Source organism: Bradyrhizobium sp. 40 (genome assembly GCF_023100925.1).
Lineage (GTDB): Bacteria > Pseudomonadota > Alphaproteobacteria > Rhizobiales > Xanthobacteraceae > Bradyrhizobium.
Genome location: NZ_CP064688.1, coordinates 6,295,705 through 6,311,615 on the forward strand (window position 1 = coordinate 6,295,705; position 15,911 = coordinate 6,311,615).

The following is a 15,911-nucleotide window of genomic DNA, read 5'->3' on the forward strand; positions in this document are numbered from 1 at the left end:
AGGACGATGGAATTCGCGACAGGGTTTGGCTGGACCAGGCTGCCGATGCTGGCGGCCGCTTTGATCTTGGGCTCGGTGCTGACGGTGTCGGCGCAGATCATTCCGCCCTTCTCCCCCGGCCCGGCCGCAGCGTCCGACGACGAGGCCGAGGGGGCGGAGGCCCCCGACGTCAACGACCCCGACGTGCTGAGCGGCATCGACGTCGACAAGCTCGACTGGGGCCAGCTCGCGATCGACGCCGGCACGCTCAACGACATCATCGCCGCCAAGAAGCGCGCCCAGGCCGCCGCCAAGGACGGGCTGAACTGGGCGACGAACGCCAACGCCAACGGCTCCTCGGCGGTGACTGTGAAGCAGTCGGTATCCTCATTCTGGGACGCCCGCATCGGCGCCGACATGACGGTGACGAGCGAGCCGCGGACGATGTCCGAGCTGCTGGCGCAGAAGGCCACCAATGGCGGCAGCGTGCCTCAGTCGTCCGGCAGCGCCTGGGCGGCCGCGACCGCGCCCGGCGCGGGCGCGATCTGGGACAAGACCGCTGTGGAGGCCCGCGTCGATCCCGGCGCCGAACAGAGCAAGCTCGGGGCCTCGCTGACCAAGTCGGTGCCGCTGACGGGCGACACGTCGCTGACGCTGCAGAACGGCTACAGCGTCAACCAGCAGGGCACCATGGCGCTCCCCGGCGTCGGCGGTCACATCACGCGCAATTACGAGACCGACCAGTCGGCCAAGGTTACCCTCACCGACACCGGCACCAGCATCACCGCAGGCCAGTCGCTGTCGACCACCGACGACAAATGGCTGCGCAAGGTCGGCGCCGAACAAAAGCTCTTCGACAACGTCACCGTCTCCGGCTCGGTCGGCGAAACCTCGCAAGGGGCGATCAACAAGAGCCTGACGGCGGGTTTCAAGAAGAGCTGGTAGGTCGGCGCGAATCTTTCTCCTCATCCTGAGGAGCGCGCTTGCGCGCGTCTCGAAGGATCGAGGCCCCCGCGGCGACAGCCGGGCCTGCATGGTTCTCGCGGCTGTGCGCAGCACCGTCCGCCGCGCGCTTCGCGCTCCTCACCATGAGGAGATTGGTTCCCTCTCCGCGGACAGCATTCAGACTCCCGTAACCATACGCCACGGCAAAGCCCACGAATGGACCGCCCTTGCCGCACCTCGGCCAAGTTGCGGCCAAAATCCGACGCCCTAGTCCCAGACTGACGTCGTCGTGCGGGGGACACTCGCGCTGCGCTCAACGCGAACAGGGGAACAACGATGAACGCCATGCGTCCGGAAAAGACCGAAGGCACCGAGACCGAGACCATCGACACCAACCTCGCCGCAGTGACGGAAGTCGAAGCAGGCATCCGTGACTTCGTCCGCAACGACATCGCCTATCTGCGCCGTCCGGCAGCGACCGCCACGGACGCGCCGCCGCTCGACCCGAGCGCGGAGGCCACCGTCACCAACGTCAACTCGCTGATCCAGCGCGTCGCCGGCACCTCCCTCGCCGAGATCGAGAATTTGATCTCCGAGCTCGAGAGCCTGCGCGACCTGCTCCACGCCGAAGGCCAGCGCGTCCAGCGCGAGATCTCCGGCTACGCCCAGCTCAGCCAGGCCGCGATGAAGTCGACCCGCATGATCGCCGACAACGTCTCGCAGTGGAAGCGCGCCGCCGACGGCCTGCGCAACAGCTGATCGCTGACATCACGCATCACCAGCCGCCGCGTTCCGAAAGGGGCGCGGCGGTTTGGATTCGTGGGTGTGCGACGGTGCGCACGCGCCCCATGAAAAGTGTCTTCACCCGCGAAAGCGGGTGATCCAGTATTCCAGAGGCAGCGAGGCTAGAACCGAGAGCCCCCGGCGTACTGGATGCCCTGCTTTCGCGGGGCACGACAGCGGAGGATTTTGAACTTCCCGCATCCACCCGGCGACTAACGCCAAGCGCTCTTGCCATCGCGGCCGGGCCTGGGGACATGTCATGGAAAGCATTCGGCCCGACACCACGGACCCGATACCGCTACGGCCCGCGCCGAACCAGTTCGGCACGATCATGTTGCGTTTTGTCGGATTGCTGGCGGTTGCGATCGCGATCTTGGCGTTCGTCTATAGCCGCTGAAGGCGGAGGCCGCGTTGCGGCCCCGCGGAGTTAACGAAGTCTTACCGGGCGGCTTCCACGGTCGAAGCTTCCAGGGTGTAGGCACCGTCGGCATAGCCCTTCACCACCATGCCCGCGACCAGCATCACGGCCAGCGTCGCGGTAGCAAAGATGAATCCGACCAGCTTGAGTGCGCCGCGGTCTGCCATGGTCCTCGTCCCCTGTACTCTGCCCAGTTCGTTCAAATAGACAGCGACAGGTTCATAATTGGTTAGCAACTCGATGGTTCCGCGAACTGCTTCGCGGGAAAACCATGTTGCGCAGGCTTATGGCAGCCACCCGGAATCGCGTCCATAGCGCGGGGGCAACACTCGCGCGCTGTTTTTGCCGTTCATCCTGGAACGAATCTAACCGCCGTTCGCACGCATCGGCACGAAAGCACTGGCGGTGATGGCGTAGACGTCCTCGCCGCGCTGGTTGGTGCCGGTGGTGCGCGCGGTCAGGATGCCCCAGCCGGGTCGCGAGGCGGAGCTGCGCTTGTCGATGACGACGTTGACGTAGGTGACGATGTCGCCGGCGAGCACCGGCCTGATCCAGCGCAGGTCGCGAAAGCCCGGCGACGGACCCCACACCGCGACCTCCTCGCCGCGCGAGGCGGCTTCCCGCGCCAGACGCTGGCCGTCGGCGACAAGCAGGCTCATGCAGGCTGAGCCGACATGCCAGCCCGAGGCCGCGAGCCCGCCAAACAGCGAGTTCTTGCCCTCCTCCTCGTCGAGGTGAAAACGCTGCGGATCGAACTTTGCGGCGAATGTCTTGATCGACTCGGCCGTGAACGTATAGGCGCCGATCTCGCGGCGATGCCCAGTCTCGATCTCCTCGAAAAACGGCATCAGACCGCTCCCTCGCGCCGCTTGATCAGGATCGGCGACGTCATCTCGCACAGCGCCTGCCCCGCCGCGTTACGCACGGTGCATTTGAACTTGACGATGCCGAGCTCCGGCCGGCTCTTCGAGGTGCGGGCCTCGACGACGTCGACGTCGAGCATGAGGTCGTCGCCGGGTCTGAGCGGCGACAGCCAGCGCACCTCATCGACGCCGGGAGGTCCCAGCGAAGCGGCGCGGGTAATGAAACCGTCGGCCATCATCCGCATCATCAGCGAACAGAGATGCCAGCCCGAGCCGGACAGGCCGCGCAGCATGCTTTTGCCGGCGGCCTCCTCGTCGAGGTGCATCGGCTGCGGATCGAACTCGGCGGCAAAGGCCACGATCTCGTCCCGCGTGACATGGCGCGGGCCGAACGTTCCGAACCGGCCGGGCGGGAAATCTTCGAAGGTCAGGGTCATCTTGGGAAAGGTTTGAGGGAATGACAGATTGTGGCCGCACTTTGCGGCAATCTCAACCCGCCGGCCCGCATGGCTCGTGCTACATTCGGCGCACGGCGTTGGTCTTGAGTCGGATCGAGCAGGGGCCGCGATCCATTTGCAAGGCCCGACAACACCTGAATTGCCCTGGGGAGAGCAATGTTTTCATTCAGCGACCTGTTTCAATGGGACCGCTTCATCACGCCGACGATCATCAAGACCTTCTACTGGCTGGTGATCGCGCTGATCTGCCTGTTCGGCCTCTCCGGCATCTTCTCCGGCCTCGCGATGATGGCGATCAGCCCGTTCGGCGGCTTCCTGATGCTGCTGTCGTCGATCGCGAGCGTCGTCGTCGGGATCGTGTTCTCGCGCATCATCGCGGAGCTGATCCTGATCATTTTCCGCATCAACGAGCATCTCGGCGCGATCAGGGATCAGGGCGGCGGGGTACGGTGAGGCTTCCGTGTCCCGGACGGTGCGTCCGGGGGACGAACTCCGGAATCTTACGTGTTGAACCTGAAATGCATCACGTCGCCGTCGGCGACGACGTATTCCTTGCCTTCGAGGCGGAGCTTGCCGGCATCGCGGGCGCCGGCTTCGCCGCCGAGCGTGATGTAGTCCTCATACGCGATGGTCTCGGCGCGGATAAACCCCTTCTCGAAGTCGGTGTGGATCACACCGGCCGCGCCCGGCGCCTTGGTGCCGCGATAGATGGTCCAGGCACGTGCTTCCTTCGGGCCCACCGTGAAATAGGTGATGAGGTCGAGCAGCGTGTAGCCGGCGCGGATCAGGCGATCGAGGCCGGCCTCCTCGAGACCCAGCGTCTCCAGGAAGTCGGCGCGTTCGTCACGTGAGATGGTGGCGATCTCGGACTCGATTTTTGCCGAGATGACGACGGCAATGGCGCCTTCCTTGGCAGCCTGGTCCTGCACCGCCTTCGAGAACGAATTGCCTGATGCGGCCGAGCCTTCCTCGACGTTGCAGACGTAGAGCACGGGCTTGGACGACAGCAGGCCGAGCATGCCGAAGGCGCGCTCCTCCTCCGCCTTGCGCTCGACGAGGCGCGCGGGCTTGCCCTCGCGCAGCAGCACCAGGGTGCGATTGACGAGGTCGAGCTGCTCCTTGGCGTCCTTGTCGTTGCCCTTGGCCTTCTTGGACAGATTGTCGACGCGCTTCTCGAGGCTGTCGAGATCGGCGAGCATCAGCTCGGTCTCGATGGTCTCGATGTCGGCGAGCGGGGCGATCTTGCCCTCGACATGGGTGATGTCGGAATCCTCGAAGCAGCGCACGACATGCGCGATGGCGTCGACCTCGCGGATGTTGGCGAGGAACTGGTTGCCGAGGCCTTCACCCTTGGACGCGCCGCGCACGAGGCCGGCGATATCCACGAAGGTCAGCCGGGTCGGGATGATCTGGCCCGACTTGGCGATCGCTGCGAGCTTGTCGAGCCGCGGATCCGGCACCGCGACCTCGCCGACATTCGGCTCGATGGTGCAGAACGGATAGTTCGCCGCCTGCGCCGCGGCCGTCTCGGTCAGCGCGTTGAACAAGGTCGATTTGCCGACATTGGGCAATCCGACGATCCCGCATTTAAATCCCACGAGCGTTATTCCTTGCCGTTGTCGTCCTTGGTCAAAAATCCCTTCGCCTGCATGGCGAGGTGCACCCTGTTGGCGAAAGTCGCGTCGGTGCCTTTGGCAACCAGTGCCGCGTGCTCGGCCACCGCGTCGCAGAGCGTCGCCACCCAGTCGTTGTCGGCTTTAGCGAAGTCCGACAGCACGTGGCCGTGCACCAATTCCTTGACGCCGGGGTGACCGATGCCGAGCCGCACCCGGCGGTACTCGTTGCCGATATGGGCGGAGATCGAACGCAGGCCGTTGTGGCCGGCGATGCCGCCGCCGATCTTCACCCGCACCTTGCCCGGCGGCAGTTCGAGCTCGTCATGGAATACGGTGACGTCGCCCGGCGCGATCTTGAAGAAGCTTGCCGCTTCCTGAACGCTGCGGCCGGAGTCATTCATGTAGGTCATCGGCTTGAGCAGGATCACGCGCTCGGTGCCGAGCGTGCCTTCCGAGGTCTCGCCCTGAAACCTGCGGCGCCAAGGCGCGAAACCATGACGCCGCGCGATCTCATCGACGGCCATGAAGCCGACATTGTGCCGGTTACGTGCGAATTTCGGGCCGGGATTGCCGAGCCCAACAAACAGTCGCATGACGCGGCGCGCCCCTCGCTCGGCGCGCGGTCAGGGACCGCGCGCCAGCTTTGAGAGATTACTTCTTCTTGTCGCCGCCGGCGGGAGCCTTGGCAGCCGGGGCCTTGGCAGCCGCTGCCGGAGCAGCAGCACCCGCAGCCGGAGCAGCACCAGCCGCCGGAGCAGCAGCACCCGCAGCCGGAGCAGCAGCCGCGGCCTTCTGCTCTTCGGCGTAGCCGGACGGCGGCACGATGGTGACGAGGGTCGCGTCCTCGGCGGTCAGCGCCTTCACGCCGGCCGGCAGCTTGATGTCGGAGAGATGCAGCGAGTGGCCGATTTCGAGCGACCCGACGTCGGCCTCGATGAACTGCGGGATGTTCTCCACGCCGCACTCGAGCTCGATCGCGTGCGCAACGATGTTCACGGCGCCGCCGCGCTTCACGCCGGGCGAACCTTCAGCCTTCACCACGTGCAAGGGAACGCTGATGCGGATGGTGGCGCCTTCGCCGAGCCGCATGAAGTCGACGTGGATCGGGAAGTCCTTGACCGGATCGAGGTGGTAGTCGCGCGGAATCACGCGGTGCTTGTTGCCTTCGAGGTCGATGTCGACCAGCGTGGTCAGGAACCGGCCGGCGAGGATGCGCGAGCGCAGTTCGCGATCGTCAACCGAGATGGTCAGCGGGGGCTGGTTGTTGCCGTAGATCACTCCGGGCACTCTCCCGGCGCGACGCTCAGCCCGGGCGGCCCCCTTGCCGCTCTTCGGACGTGCGGTCGCCTTCAATTCCTTGACGGTCGCCATAACGTTAAGTCCTTGTTTTTGCAAAAGTTAATGGGCCGCAACGCGGCCCATGGCATACGCCGCAGCAAGCCTCCAGGGGTGCGGGGGCTGCGGACGTGGCGGGCTTTTACCCGGAAGACGCGGAAATGACAAGGAGAATGGGCTGCCGGAAGGTGTCGGTAGCCCGGACGGAGCGCAGCGTGATCCGGGACGTACGCCGCTGGAACACCCCGGATTGCGCGAAGCCTGTCATCGGGCGGCGCTTCGCGCCGACCCGTTGGCTCCATCCGGGCTACGATTCCCTCCCTACCCGCCGAGCTTGGCCTCCAGCGCCGCGATGCGCGCCTTCAGAGCCTCGTTCTCCTCACGCGCCAGGCGCGCCATGTCCTTGACCGCCTCGAACTCCTCGCGCTTGACCAGGTCCATGTCGCGAAGGAATTTCTCGGCCTGGGTGCGCATCACCGTGTCGAACTCGCGCTTGACGCCCTGCGCGGCACCGGCGGCGTCGTTCATCAGGCGGCCGATCTCGTCGAAAAACCGGTTGTTGGTCTGGGTCATGTCGGTCTCCTGGCGGCTTTCGATGAACTCTGCGCGAACGCGCGGGAAGACAATGGCAATCCGTTTGGGCCGGTTCAAGGGCCGATCGGCGGTATCCTTGTCATGCCCCGGTTTCCTTGCAATCGTATTCAACGTCCCTGCATAAGAAGAATCACAAAAGGCGCTCGAGATGATCGACCAGCAGATCGCGATCCCCACCAAGGACGGTCACACCGCAACCTTCATCAGCCATCCCGAACGCGGCGGGCCGTTTCCGGTCATCCTGTTCTACATGGACGCGCCGGCGATCCGCGAAGAGCTGCGCGACATGGCGCGCCGGCTCGCGACATCGGGCTATTACGTGATGCTGCCGAACCTCTATTACCGTTCCGGGGTGATGGAGCTCGGCGCGCTGCCGGCCGATCCGAACGCGCCGGAGCGGAAGCGCATGTTCGCGCTGATGGGATCGCTCACGATCCCCATGATCATGGACGACACGCGCGCGCTGCTGACCTATGCCGAGGGCCAGGCGGCCGCGAACACCAAACTGATCGGCACCGTCGGCTACTGCATGAGCGGCCGCTACGCCGTCAACGCCGCCACGCATTTCCCCGATCGCGTCAAGGCCGCCGCCTCGGTCTACGGCACGCAGCTCGCAACCGACCAGGACGACAGCCCGCATCTCGCGGCAGCCAAGACCAAGGCCGAGCTCTACTTCGCCTGCGCCGAGACCGACATCTACGCGCCCGCCGAGATCATCGAGAAGGTGAAGCAGGGCATGAGCGGCGCCAAAGCCGAAGTCGAGATCTATCCCGGCACCCATCACGGCTTCGCCTTTCCCAAGCGTCCGGTCTATGACCGCGACGCCGCCGAGCGGCATTGGGAGCGTCTGCTGGCGCTCTATCGCCGCAATCTCGTCTAGACATAGAAGGCGCGATGCCCTTTCTGCTCATCGACTTTCCCGCCTTCAAGCCGATCGCGATGGAGATCGGCCCGTTCGCGATCCGCTGGTATGCGCTGGCCTATATCTGCGGCATCGTGTTCGGCTGGCTCTATGCGCGCTCGCTCCTGAAGAAGGAGCGGCTGTGGGGCGGCCCGGCGCCGATGTCGCTGCTGCAGATCGACGACTTCATCCTGTGGGTCACGCTCGGCATCATCCTCGGCGGCCGCACCGGCTATGTGCTGTTCTACAATCTGCCCTTCTTCATCGACCATCCCGCCGCGATCTTCAGGCTGTGGGAAGGCGGCATGTCCTTCCACGGCGGCTTCCTCGGCTGCGTCGTCGCGGTGATGTGGTTCGCCTATCGCAACCGCATCTCGATCCTGTCGCTCGGCGACATCACCACCGCCGTTGCTCCGGTCGGGCTGCTGCTCGGTCGCATCGCCAATTTCATCAACGGCGAATTGTGGGGCCGCGCCACCGACCCGGAGCTGCCCTGGGCGATGATCTTCCCCACTGATCCCACCCAGCTGCCGCGCCATCCGAGCCAGCTCTACGAAGCCGGCATGGAGGGCATTTTGCTGTTCACGGTGCTTGCAATCATGATCCGCTTCGGCGCCCTGAAGCGGCCGGGCATGATCCTCGGCGCCTTCATCCTGATCTATGGTCTGAGCCGGATCGCCGGCGAGCATTTCCGCGAACCGGACGTCCAGCTCGGCTTCCTCTGGGGCGGATTAACCATGGGCATGCTGTTGTCGATCCCGATGCTTATTGTCGGCCTCGTACTTATTGTATTGGCAGTGAGGCGCGGTGCGCCCGAGCCCGCAGGGGCTATTCGTTAATTCCTTTTGAGAAGATAGGCCGTGACCGACCAGCCGTTACTCGACGAGATCAAGGCGCTGATCAAATCCTCAGGCCCCATGCCGGTCTGGCGGTACATGGAACTGTGCCTGATGCATCCGCGCTATGGCTATTACGTCTCGCGCGATCCGTTGGGACGAGAAGGCGACTTCACCACCGCGCCGGAGGTCAGCCAGATGTTCGGCGAACTCCTGGGCCTGTGGACCGCCTCGGTGTGGAAGCAGATGGGCTCGCCGCAATTCCTGCGGCTGATCGAACTCGGTCCCGGCCGCGGCACCATGATGGCGGATGCGCTGCGTGCGCTCCGCGTGCTGCCGCCGCTCTATCAGGCGCTCCATATCCACATGGTCGAAGTCAATCCGGTCCTGCGCGAGCGGCAGAGTGCGACGCTGTCGGGCGTCCGCAACATCGCCTGGCACGACAGCATCGACGACGTGCCCGAGGGACCGAGCATCATCCTCGCCAACGAATATTTCGACGTGCTGCCGATCCACCAGATGGTCCGTCACGAGAACGGCTGGCACGAGCGCGTGATCGAGGTCGACGCCAACGGAAAACTTCAATTCGGCGCGGCGGCCGAGCCGACGCCGCGCTTCGAGGTGCTGCTGCCGCCTCTGGTGCGCGCCGCGCCCGTCGGGGCCGTGTTCGAATGGCGGCCAGATGCGGAGATCATGAAGCTCGCCAGCCGCGTGCGCGACCAGGACGGCGCCGCGCTGATCATCGATTACGGCCATCTGCGCAGCGATGCCGGCGACACCTTCCAGGCGATCGCGCGCCACACCTTCACCGATCCCCTGAAGGCGCCGGGCCAGGCCGACGTCACGGCCCATGTCGACTTCCAGGCGCTCGCGCGCGGGGCGGAGGACGTCGGCGCCCGCGTGCACGGGCCGGTGACCCAGGGCGATTTCCTCAAACGCGTCGGCATCGAGACCCGTGCAGGCGCGTTGATGCAGAAGGCGGCGCTCGACGTCGCCACCGACATTTCAATCGCGCTCAAGCGACTGACTGAAACCGGGCGCAGCGGCATGGGTTCGATGTTCAAGGTGCTCGGCATCTCCGAGCCGCGGTTGACGGGGCTTGCGGGCCTCAGCGATCTCGAACGCGCCGGAGACGGTTCATGACGGTTGCCTCCTCGCTGCTGTCGGCGGTGCCGGGCCTGCGCCACGCCTTCTTCACCCGGGAGGGCGGCGTCTCGGGCGGCATCTATTCCGCGCTGAACGGCGGGCTCGGCTCCAACGACGATCAGGCCCTTGTCGCGGAGAACCGCCGTCGCATGGCCGAGCATGTCGGCGTCGCGCCGGAACGCTTTCTCAGCCTGCACCAGATCCATTCGCCCGACGTGCTCGTGGCCGACGCTCCGTGGCCGAGCGGGCCGCGGCCCAAGGGCGATGCGCTGGTGACGAAGGTGCCCGGCATTGCGCTCGGCGTCTCCACCGCCGATTGCGGGCCGGTGCTGTTCGTCGATTCCGAGGCGGGCGTGATCGGGGGCGCTCATGCCGGCTGGAAGGGCGCGCTCACCGGCGTACTGGAGCAGACCATTTCAGCGATGGAAAAACTCGGCGCCTCGCGCAGCGGCATCATCGCCGCGATCGGCCCGCTGATCCGCCAGGACAGTTATGAAGTCGGCAACGAGTTCGTGGCGCGCTTCATCGAGGCGGATGCGGACAACGCCATGTTCTTCATCCCGTCGGTGCGCGAAAGCCACGCGATGTTCGACCTCGCCGGCTTTATCCGCAGGCGTCTGGAAGCCGCGGGCATCCTGATGATCGACGATCTCGGTCTGGACACCTACGCCGACGAACGCTTCTTCAGCTACCGCCGCTCGGTGCATCGCAAGGAGCCGGATTACGGCCGCCACGTTCACGCGATCGCGCTCGAAGCGTGAACACAAGGGCAACCCCGTGTCATTCCGGGGCGATGCCTGCGCGCGATGACAGTGGCCTGTGGCGCACCCGCCCTAGACCTTAATCGATTTTAACGATATCGCTGCCCTCCATAATGAGGGACGCGTCATTCATCTTGCGCCGCGCGGGTTCGCGCGTGCTGGCGGTCATGCTGCTGACGGCTGCGACCGCGCTTGGCGGCTGTGCCGGTGGCGGTGGTGCCGCGAACTCCTATGCGATGGCGCCGAGCGCCGGCTCCGGCGCGACAGTGGCGTTCGAATCGATCGACGGGCCGCCACCACAAGTGTTCGACCGCATGGTCGGCGTGCTCGACACCGAATCCAAGCTGCGCAGCCTGTCCGTGGTCTCCCGCGAGGGGACGGCTGCCTACCGCGTGCGCAGCTACCTCTCCGCCCAGATCGTGCGCGGCAAGACCGTGATCGCCTGGGTCTGGGACGTCTACGACGCCAACCAGCAGCGGGCGCTGCGCCTTTCCGGCGAGGAACCGACCGCGGCCAAGGGCGGCCGCGATCCTTGGAGCGCGGCCGACGACCTCGTGCTGCGGAAGATCGCCCAGGCCGGATTCAGCGGACTTTCCAACATGATCAACGGCACGCCGGATGCGCCGAACTCGGCTCCCGGCTTGCGCGGGCCGGCCGTGGCGAGCGTGATCCCGGAGGCTCCGGCGGCCGAGATGCCGGCCTCGGCGCTGGGCTATGCCGAGCGATAACCCCCGCGAAACCACGGCCCCAATTTCCGGCCAAACCGTTGGCCGGACTCGGGATTTCGCAGGGAAAACGTAGCGTCCCGGGTTGCCATTGCAGCCCCCGGCCTGATATTTCCTCGCCCGTCGTAACCGTGCTTCCAGTGGGTATTGTTTGATGTTGAACATCGTGTCCAGCAAAGCGCGGGAGGAAGCGTCCATGTCGGCCAAGAACGGCTCCATCAAGCTCGTCGCCGGCAACTCCAATCCGGCTCTCGCGCAGGCCATCGCGCAAGGTCTCGACCTGCCGCTGACCAAAGCGGTGGTACGGCGCTTCGCCGACATGGAGATCTTCGTCGAGATCCAGGAGAACGTGCGCGGCTCGGATGCCTTCGTCATCCAGTCGACCTCGTTCCCGGCGAACGACCATTTGATGGAATTGCTGATCATCACCGACGCACTGCGCCGCTCCTCGGCGCGCCGCATCACCGCTGTGCTGCCCTATTTCGGCTACGCCCGGCAGGACCGCAAATCGGGTTCGCGCACGCCGATCTCGGCAAAACTCGTCGCCAATCTGATCACGCAGGCCGGCGTCGACCGCGTCATGACGCTCGACCTGCATGCCGGCCAGATCCAGGGCTTCTTCGACATCCCGACCGACAACCTCTACGCCGCGCCGCTGATGGTGCGCGACATCAAGGACAAGTTCGACCTCTCCAGGACGATGGTGATCTCACCCGACGTCGGCGGCGTGGCGCGCGCACGCGGCCTCGCCAAGCGCATCAACACCCCGCTCGCGATCGTCGACAAGCGCCGCGAGAGGGCGGGTGAATCCGAGGTCATGAACGTGATCGGTGACGTCGCCGGCTACACCTGCATCCTGATCGACGACATCGTGGACTCCGGCGGCACGCTGGTGAACGCCGCCGACGCGCTGATCGCCAAGGGCGCCAAGGACGTCTACGCCTACATCACCCACGGCGTGCTCTCCGGCGGCGCGGCCGCCCGGATCACAAACTCCAGGCTGAAGGAGCTGGTGATCACCGACTCGATCCTGCCGACCGAGGCGGTGAGTAAGGCGCCGAACATCCGCACGCTGCCGATCGCCAGCCTGATCTCCGACGCGATCGCGCGCACCGCGGCGGAAGAGTCGGTGTCGAGCCTGTTCGACTGAGGTTTCTTACCTTGCCCCGCTTGCAGGGACAGGGAGTGCGAGCGTCTACGTCCCTTACGAGGCAGCCCCCGGGTTGTTGCCAACGACCGCCCATGACATCATCCGAATCCCGAGTCATCTCTGCCCTCTGGATGCCCGATGCCACGCCGGAAATTTGCCTGGGAGAAGCTGTCGGATGACGAGTTGCTCAAGCAACGCCTCTCCAGCCTGAGGGTTACGGTCGAAGGCACCTGGCTCGAGGATTGCGTCAGCACGCTCTATGAGGAGCTGGAAGAACGGGATATCCGGCTGCGGCCGCACACCTGGATGTCGAGCGAATGGTTCAGTCCGGGCGGCGTTCCCGGCATCGCCATTCCGTTCTATCTCGCTCATCCCCGCCTGATGAAGCTCGAGAAGAAGATGATGTTCGACGTCGAGGGCGGAACATGGCGCGAGTGCATGGCCATCCTCCGTCACGAAGCGGGCCACGCGATCCAGCACGGTTACCAGCTGCAGCGCCGGCGGCGCTGGCAACAGCTGTTCGGCCCGTCGTCGAAACACTACCCGCGCTACTACCGGCCCAATCCGGCGAGCAGGCGTTACGTCCAGCATCTGCGGCTGTGGTATGCGCAGAGCCATCCGGACGAGGATTTCGCCGAGACCTTTGCGGTGTGGCTGCGGCCCCGTTCGAACTGGCGGACGCGATATGCTGGTTGGCCGGCGCTGAAGAAGCTCGAATATGTCGACGAGCTGATGGGCGAGATCGCGGGAAAGCGGCCGCCGATCGCGACTCGGGAGCGTGTCGATACGCTGGGTCGGCTCAGCCAGACGCTCGAAGAGCACTACAAGAAGAAGCAGGCGTTCTACGCCTTCACACCCCCCAAGACCTACGACCGCGATCTCTCCCGGCTGTTTTCAGCCGATCCACGGCATCACCGCTCAAAGCCGGCTTCGGCCCTGATCAGGCGCCACCGCTCCCAGATCAGGCAATTGGTCTCGCGATGGACCGGCGAGAATCAGCTTACGCTCGATGCCGTGCTTGACGAGATGATCTCTCGCTGTCGCGAGCTCGATCTGCGTGCCGTCGGCCCTGAACAGAAGCTCGTTCTCGACTTCATCGTCCTCGTGACCGCCAAGACGATGCACACGATGTTTGGCCCGTCTCGACGAAAATGGATCGCGCTATGAGACGTCTGCGCATTCTGGTTCTCATGCATCCGGACTTCCTGCCTCCGGACTCCTCCGACGGATACAGCCCGCAGGAGATCAATGCGTGGAAAACCGAGTACGACGTGGTGAGCACCTTGCGTGCCGCCGGCCACGAGGTTCGACCGCTCGGCGCGCAGGAGGAAATCAGGCCGGTGCGCGAGGCGATCGAGGAGTTCAAGCCGCACGTGGTTTTCACGTTGCTGGAGGAATTCCACAACAACGTCGCCTTCGACCAGCACATCGCGAGCTATCTCGAACTGATGAAGGTCCCTTATACCGGGTGCAATCCGCGCGGCCTGACCCTGGCCCGCGGCAAGGATCTGTCCAAGACGCTGGTGCATCACCGCCGGATCGCCGCGCCGGCCTTCGCTGTCTTCCCGATGCGCCGCAAAGTGAAACGCCCGACGCGTCTTGCGCTGCCGCTGATCGTCAAGAGCCTGAACATGGATGGCTCGTTCGGCATCTCGCAAGCCTCGATCGTCGACACCGACGAAAAGCTGGCCGAGCGGGTTGCCTTCATCCACGAGCGGGTCGAATCCGCCGCCATCGCCGAGCAGTTCATCGAGGGGCGAGAGCTTTACGTCGGCGTGCTCGGCAACAACCGCTTACGTGTTCTGCCGATCTGGGAGTTGAAATTCGGCAGCATGGGCGGCCGCTCGTCACGGCATATCGCCACTGAGAAGGCCAAGCACGACACCGACTATCAGGAGAAGGTCGGCATCGTCGACGGGCCTGCGAAGGATCTGGCGCCGGAAGTGACCGCCAGGATCCAGCGAGCCGCGAAACGCATCTACCGGGCGCTTGGCCTCGACGGTTACGCGCGCATCGATTTTCGTCTCACCGCCGACGGCACGCCGTATTTCATCGAAGCCAATCCCAATCCCGAGATCGCCAAGAGCCAGGAGTTCGCGACGGCCGCTCTACATGACGGGCTCAAATATCCGGCTCTCCTGCAGCGCATCCTGGCCCTCGGGATCAGCCGCGCCAAGGCAGGAGTGTCACTGGGGTGATGACGCGACGATCGCCCCTCATCCTTCGAGACGCGCTTCGCGCCCCTCGGGATGAGGGATGGTCGTTGCGCTGCGTTACACGATTCCCGCGGCGACCTGGCCGCGCAGGCGTTCGAGCCCGAGCAACGTCTCCGCGCAGGCGGCCGCCACCTCGACGCCCTTGATCGCAAAATGCCTGCGGAAGAAATCGTAGTGCACCTCGGTCTCGTGGAATTGCTGCGGCGTCAGCACCGCGGAGAACACGGGCACCTCCGTGCGCAGCTGCACGTCCATCAACGCCTTGATCACGGTGTCGGCCACGAACTCATGGCGGTAGATGCCGCCGTCGACGACGAGGCCGGCCGCGACGATCGCGGTGTAGCGCCGTGTCTTGGCGAGGATCTGCGCATGCAGCGGGATCTCGAACGAGCCCGGCACCTCGAACACGTCGACGTGATTGAGGTGGCGCGCTTCTGCCTCCTTCACGAAGGCGATACGGGCCTCCTCGACCACGTCGCGGTGCCAGCAGGCCTGCACGAAGGCCACCCGCTGCGGTTTCGCGAAGCGCGGATGGTCGGGCGCCGGCTCGTGTGGAACCGGCGGTGGCGTTTGGGTTGGTTGGGATGTTTCGGCTTTGGAAGTTTGGACTTGGGTATCTTGCAACATCTGATTCATGGCTTTCCTCAGTTAAGGACCAGAATCAGGGCACACGGAACGACAAACAGCCGCATCCTGCGATGCGTCTGCCACCGACCGTTCTCTTTCATCCGGACTTTAACCGTCGGCCTCGGAGTTGCACCGAATCTGCTGACCCTTCCCCTCAGCAACAGACTTTGAGGAAGGCGCTCGCGGGCTTAGGCCTTACGGCCCTTACCGCCGGTGGGGACTTTCACCCCGCCCTGAGAACATCGGCCGCCCGGAATGAACGGCCTGACCGAAATATGACGCCGGTTGGGGGCCGCGGCAAGCGGGTTCCGCATGGGAAAACCGCATGGTCCCATGCCGCTATAGTGGTCCAGTCCGTACGGGGCGGAATTAACGATTGGAGGGCTATCGGCGAATCCGATTCCGGTTTGTTCTTTTCCGTCCGGCTCGGCCTCCCCCGCGTTAATAATTGTGGCGGAGATGAGCTGTGGACGAACGAGTCCTGACTTGTGGACGGACTCGGCAGCCAGTTGCGCAGATTCCGCAAATCACATCAGTTGATCCGCGACAAGCCCGCGC

20 protein-coding genes and 1 riboswitch are annotated in these 15,911 nt (G+C 64.9%); of the genes, 12 read left to right on the top strand and 8 right to left on the bottom strand.

What is annotated here, in order from left to right; translation table 11 throughout:
- The first annotated feature begins 6 nt into the window (after positions 1-6).
- From IVB40_RS30145 to IVB40_RS30155, 3 genes are all read left to right on the top strand, one after another.
- Positions 7-924 (top strand): hypothetical protein, encoded by a 918-nt coding sequence (locus IVB40_RS30145; protein ID WP_247817179.1) that lies wholly within the window; start codon positions 7-9, stop codon positions 922-924.
- 336 nt (positions 925-1,260) lie between these two features.
- The gene (locus tag IVB40_RS30150; protein ID WP_007614810.1) at positions 1,261-1,683 is read left to right on the top strand and encodes a hypothetical protein; all 423 of its coding nucleotides are present in this window, start codon (positions 1,261-1,263) and stop codon (positions 1,681-1,683) included.
- 283 nt (positions 1,684-1,966) lie between these two features.
- Entirely contained in the window at positions 1,967-2,104 is a 138-nt protein-coding gene (locus IVB40_RS30155; protein ID WP_007614812.1) for a hypothetical protein, read from the top strand.
- Between the two features lie 41 nt (positions 2,105-2,145).
- Here the strand turns inward: IVB40_RS30155 and IVB40_RS30160 are convergent, their stop codons facing one another.
- The 3 genes from IVB40_RS30160 to IVB40_RS30170 all read right to left on the bottom strand — a co-directional run bounded on the left by IVB40_RS30160 (position 2,146) and on the right by IVB40_RS30170 (position 3,425).
- Positions 2,146-2,292 carry a hypothetical protein gene (locus IVB40_RS30160; protein ID WP_007596790.1) on the bottom strand — a complete coding sequence of 49 codons (147 nt, stop codon included), beginning with the start codon at positions 2,290-2,292 and terminating at the stop codon, positions 2,146-2,148.
- Positions 2,293-2,490: 198 nt separating this feature from the next.
- Positions 2,491-2,973 carry a MaoC family dehydratase gene (locus IVB40_RS30165; protein ID WP_247817180.1) on the bottom strand — a complete coding sequence of 161 codons (483 nt, stop codon included), beginning with the start codon at positions 2,971-2,973 and terminating at the stop codon, positions 2,491-2,493.
- Positions 2,973-3,425: a MaoC family dehydratase gene (locus tag IVB40_RS30170; protein ID WP_247817181.1), complete on the bottom strand. Its 453-nt coding sequence runs from the start codon at positions 3,423-3,425 to the stop codon at positions 2,973-2,975. Before IVB40_RS30170 ends, IVB40_RS30165 begins: the two co-directional genes overlap by 1 nt.
- A gap of 177 nt (positions 3,426-3,602) precedes the next feature.
- On the opposite strand from IVB40_RS30170, the gene IVB40_RS30175 reads away from it, so the two are divergent.
- A complete protein-coding gene (locus IVB40_RS30175; protein ID WP_007596805.1) occupies positions 3,603-3,899 on the top strand; it encodes a DUF4282 domain-containing protein in 297 nt (98 codons plus the stop codon).
- 47 nt (positions 3,900-3,946) lie between these two features.
- On the opposite strand, the gene ychF is transcribed toward IVB40_RS30175, so the two are convergent.
- From ychF to IVB40_RS30195, 4 genes are all read right to left on the bottom strand, one after another.
- Positions 3,947-5,044, bottom strand: a complete 1,098-nt coding sequence (gene ychF, locus IVB40_RS30180) for a redox-regulated ATPase YchF (RefSeq protein ID WP_027565368.1) — start codon at positions 5,042-5,044, stop codon at positions 3,947-3,949.
- A gap of 5 nt (positions 5,045-5,049) precedes the next feature.
- Positions 5,050-5,655: an aminoacyl-tRNA hydrolase gene (gene pth, locus IVB40_RS30185; protein WP_018453522.1), complete on the bottom strand. Its 606-nt coding sequence runs from the start codon at positions 5,653-5,655 to the stop codon at positions 5,050-5,052.
- Positions 5,656-5,713: 58 nt separating this feature from the next.
- Positions 5,714-6,433 (bottom strand): 50S ribosomal protein L25/general stress protein Ctc, encoded by a 720-nt coding sequence (locus tag IVB40_RS30190; protein ID WP_027565369.1) that lies wholly within the window; start codon positions 6,431-6,433, stop codon positions 5,714-5,716.
- 285 nt (positions 6,434-6,718) lie between these two features.
- Positions 6,719-6,970: an accessory factor UbiK family protein gene (locus IVB40_RS30195; protein ID WP_007596812.1), complete on the bottom strand. Its 252-nt coding sequence runs from the start codon at positions 6,968-6,970 to the stop codon at positions 6,719-6,721.
- A gap of 169 nt (positions 6,971-7,139) precedes the next feature.
- Here IVB40_RS30195 and IVB40_RS30200 point away from each other — a divergent pair, with 169 nt between their 5' ends.
- The 8 genes from IVB40_RS30200 (at position 7,140) to IVB40_RS30235 (ending at position 14,708) form a co-directional block, all read left to right on the top strand.
- Positions 7,140-7,871: a dienelactone hydrolase family protein gene (locus IVB40_RS30200; RefSeq protein ID WP_027520357.1), complete on the top strand. Its 732-nt coding sequence runs from the start codon at positions 7,140-7,142 to the stop codon at positions 7,869-7,871.
- A gap of 14 nt (positions 7,872-7,885) precedes the next feature.
- Entirely contained in the window at positions 7,886-8,731 is an 846-nt protein-coding gene (lgt, locus tag IVB40_RS30205) for a prolipoprotein diacylglyceryl transferase (protein ID WP_247817182.1), read from the top strand.
- A gap of 21 nt (positions 8,732-8,752) precedes the next feature.
- Positions 8,753-9,871 carry an SAM-dependent methyltransferase gene (locus IVB40_RS30210; RefSeq protein ID WP_247817183.1) on the top strand — a complete coding sequence of 373 codons (1,119 nt, stop codon included), beginning with the start codon at positions 8,753-8,755 and terminating at the stop codon, positions 9,869-9,871.
- Positions 9,868-10,635: a peptidoglycan editing factor PgeF gene (pgeF, locus tag IVB40_RS30215; protein WP_247428352.1), complete on the top strand. Its 768-nt coding sequence runs from the start codon at positions 9,868-9,870 to the stop codon at positions 10,633-10,635. The genes IVB40_RS30210 and pgeF overlap by 4 nt, the downstream gene beginning before the upstream one ends.
- A gap of 113 nt (positions 10,636-10,748) precedes the next feature.
- A complete protein-coding gene (locus IVB40_RS30220) occupies positions 10,749-11,363 on the top strand; it encodes a hypothetical protein (RefSeq protein WP_247403876.1) in 615 nt (204 codons plus the stop codon).
- 193 nt (positions 11,364-11,556) lie between these two features.
- On the top strand, positions 11,557-12,510 hold the full coding sequence (locus IVB40_RS30225) for a ribose-phosphate pyrophosphokinase (RefSeq protein ID WP_007596822.1): 954 nt from the start codon (positions 11,557-11,559) through the stop codon (positions 12,508-12,510).
- Between the two features lie 138 nt (positions 12,511-12,648).
- Positions 12,649-13,677 carry a putative zinc-binding metallopeptidase gene (locus IVB40_RS30230; protein WP_247403879.1) on the top strand — a complete coding sequence of 343 codons (1,029 nt, stop codon included), beginning with the start codon at positions 12,649-12,651 and terminating at the stop codon, positions 13,675-13,677.
- Positions 13,674-14,708, top strand: a complete 1,035-nt coding sequence (locus tag IVB40_RS30235) for an ATP-grasp domain-containing protein (protein ID WP_027565376.1) — start codon at positions 13,674-13,676, stop codon at positions 14,706-14,708. The genes IVB40_RS30230 and IVB40_RS30235 overlap by 4 nt, the downstream gene beginning before the upstream one ends.
- Before the next feature lie 75 nt (positions 14,709-14,783).
- On the opposite strand, the gene IVB40_RS30240 is transcribed toward IVB40_RS30235, so the two are convergent.
- Positions 14,784-15,362 (bottom strand): 6,7-dimethyl-8-ribityllumazine synthase, encoded by a 579-nt coding sequence (locus IVB40_RS30240; RefSeq protein ID WP_247403882.1) that lies wholly within the window; start codon positions 15,360-15,362, stop codon positions 14,784-14,786.
- Positions 15,363-15,438: 76 nt separating this feature from the next.
- A riboswitch (FMN riboswitch) is annotated at positions 15,439-15,598 on the bottom strand.
- Positions 15,599-15,911 lie beyond the last annotated feature (313 nt).

What these genes read in the sequence shown, in the direction of transcription:
- IVB40_RS30145 (WP_247817179.1), top strand. Translation starts at nt 7, where the DNA reads ATGGAATTCGCGACAGGGTTTGGCTGGACCAGGCTGCCGATGCTGGCG.
- IVB40_RS30150 (WP_007614810.1), top strand. Translation starts at nt 1,261, where the DNA reads ATGAACGCCATGCGTCCGGAAAAGACCGAAGGCACCGAGACCGAGACC.
- IVB40_RS30155 (WP_007614812.1), top strand. Translation starts at nt 1,967, where the DNA reads ATGGAAAGCATTCGGCCCGACACCACGGACCCGATACCGCTACGGCCC.
- IVB40_RS30160 (WP_007596790.1), bottom strand. Translation starts at nt 2,292, where the DNA reads ATGGCAGACCGCGGCGCACTCAAGCTGGTCGGATTCATCTTTGCTACC.
- IVB40_RS30165 (WP_247817180.1), bottom strand. Translation starts at nt 2,973, where the DNA reads ATGCCGTTTTTCGAGGAGATCGAGACTGGGCATCGCCGCGAGATCGGC.
- IVB40_RS30170 (WP_247817181.1), bottom strand. Translation starts at nt 3,425, where the DNA reads ATGACCCTGACCTTCGAAGATTTCCCGCCCGGCCGGTTCGGAACGTTC.
- IVB40_RS30175 (WP_007596805.1), top strand. Translation starts at nt 3,603, where the DNA reads ATGTTTTCATTCAGCGACCTGTTTCAATGGGACCGCTTCATCACGCCG.
- pth (WP_018453522.1), bottom strand. Translation starts at nt 5,655, where the DNA reads ATGCGACTGTTTGTTGGGCTCGGCAATCCCGGCCCGAAATTCGCACGT.
- IVB40_RS30190 (WP_027565369.1), bottom strand. Translation starts at nt 6,433, where the DNA reads ATGGCGACCGTCAAGGAATTGAAGGCGACCGCACGTCCGAAGAGCGGC.
- IVB40_RS30195 (WP_007596812.1), bottom strand. Translation starts at nt 6,970, where the DNA reads ATGACCCAGACCAACAACCGGTTTTTCGACGAGATCGGCCGCCTGATG.
- IVB40_RS30200 (WP_027520357.1), top strand. Translation starts at nt 7,140, where the DNA reads ATGATCGACCAGCAGATCGCGATCCCCACCAAGGACGGTCACACCGCA.
- lgt (WP_247817182.1), top strand. Translation starts at nt 7,886, where the DNA reads ATGCCCTTTCTGCTCATCGACTTTCCCGCCTTCAAGCCGATCGCGATG.
- pgeF (WP_247428352.1), top strand. Translation starts at nt 9,868, where the DNA reads ATGACGGTTGCCTCCTCGCTGCTGTCGGCGGTGCCGGGCCTGCGCCAC.
- IVB40_RS30220 (WP_247403876.1), top strand. Translation starts at nt 10,749, where the DNA reads ATGAGGGACGCGTCATTCATCTTGCGCCGCGCGGGTTCGCGCGTGCTG.
- IVB40_RS30225 (WP_007596822.1), top strand. Translation starts at nt 11,557, where the DNA reads ATGTCGGCCAAGAACGGCTCCATCAAGCTCGTCGCCGGCAACTCCAAT.
- IVB40_RS30230 (WP_247403879.1), top strand. Translation starts at nt 12,649, where the DNA reads ATGCCACGCCGGAAATTTGCCTGGGAGAAGCTGTCGGATGACGAGTTG.
- IVB40_RS30235 (WP_027565376.1), top strand. Translation starts at nt 13,674, where the DNA reads ATGAGACGTCTGCGCATTCTGGTTCTCATGCATCCGGACTTCCTGCCT.
- IVB40_RS30240 (WP_247403882.1), bottom strand. Translation starts at nt 15,362, where the DNA reads ATGAATCAGATGTTGCAAGATACCCAAGTCCAAACTTCCAAAGCCGAA.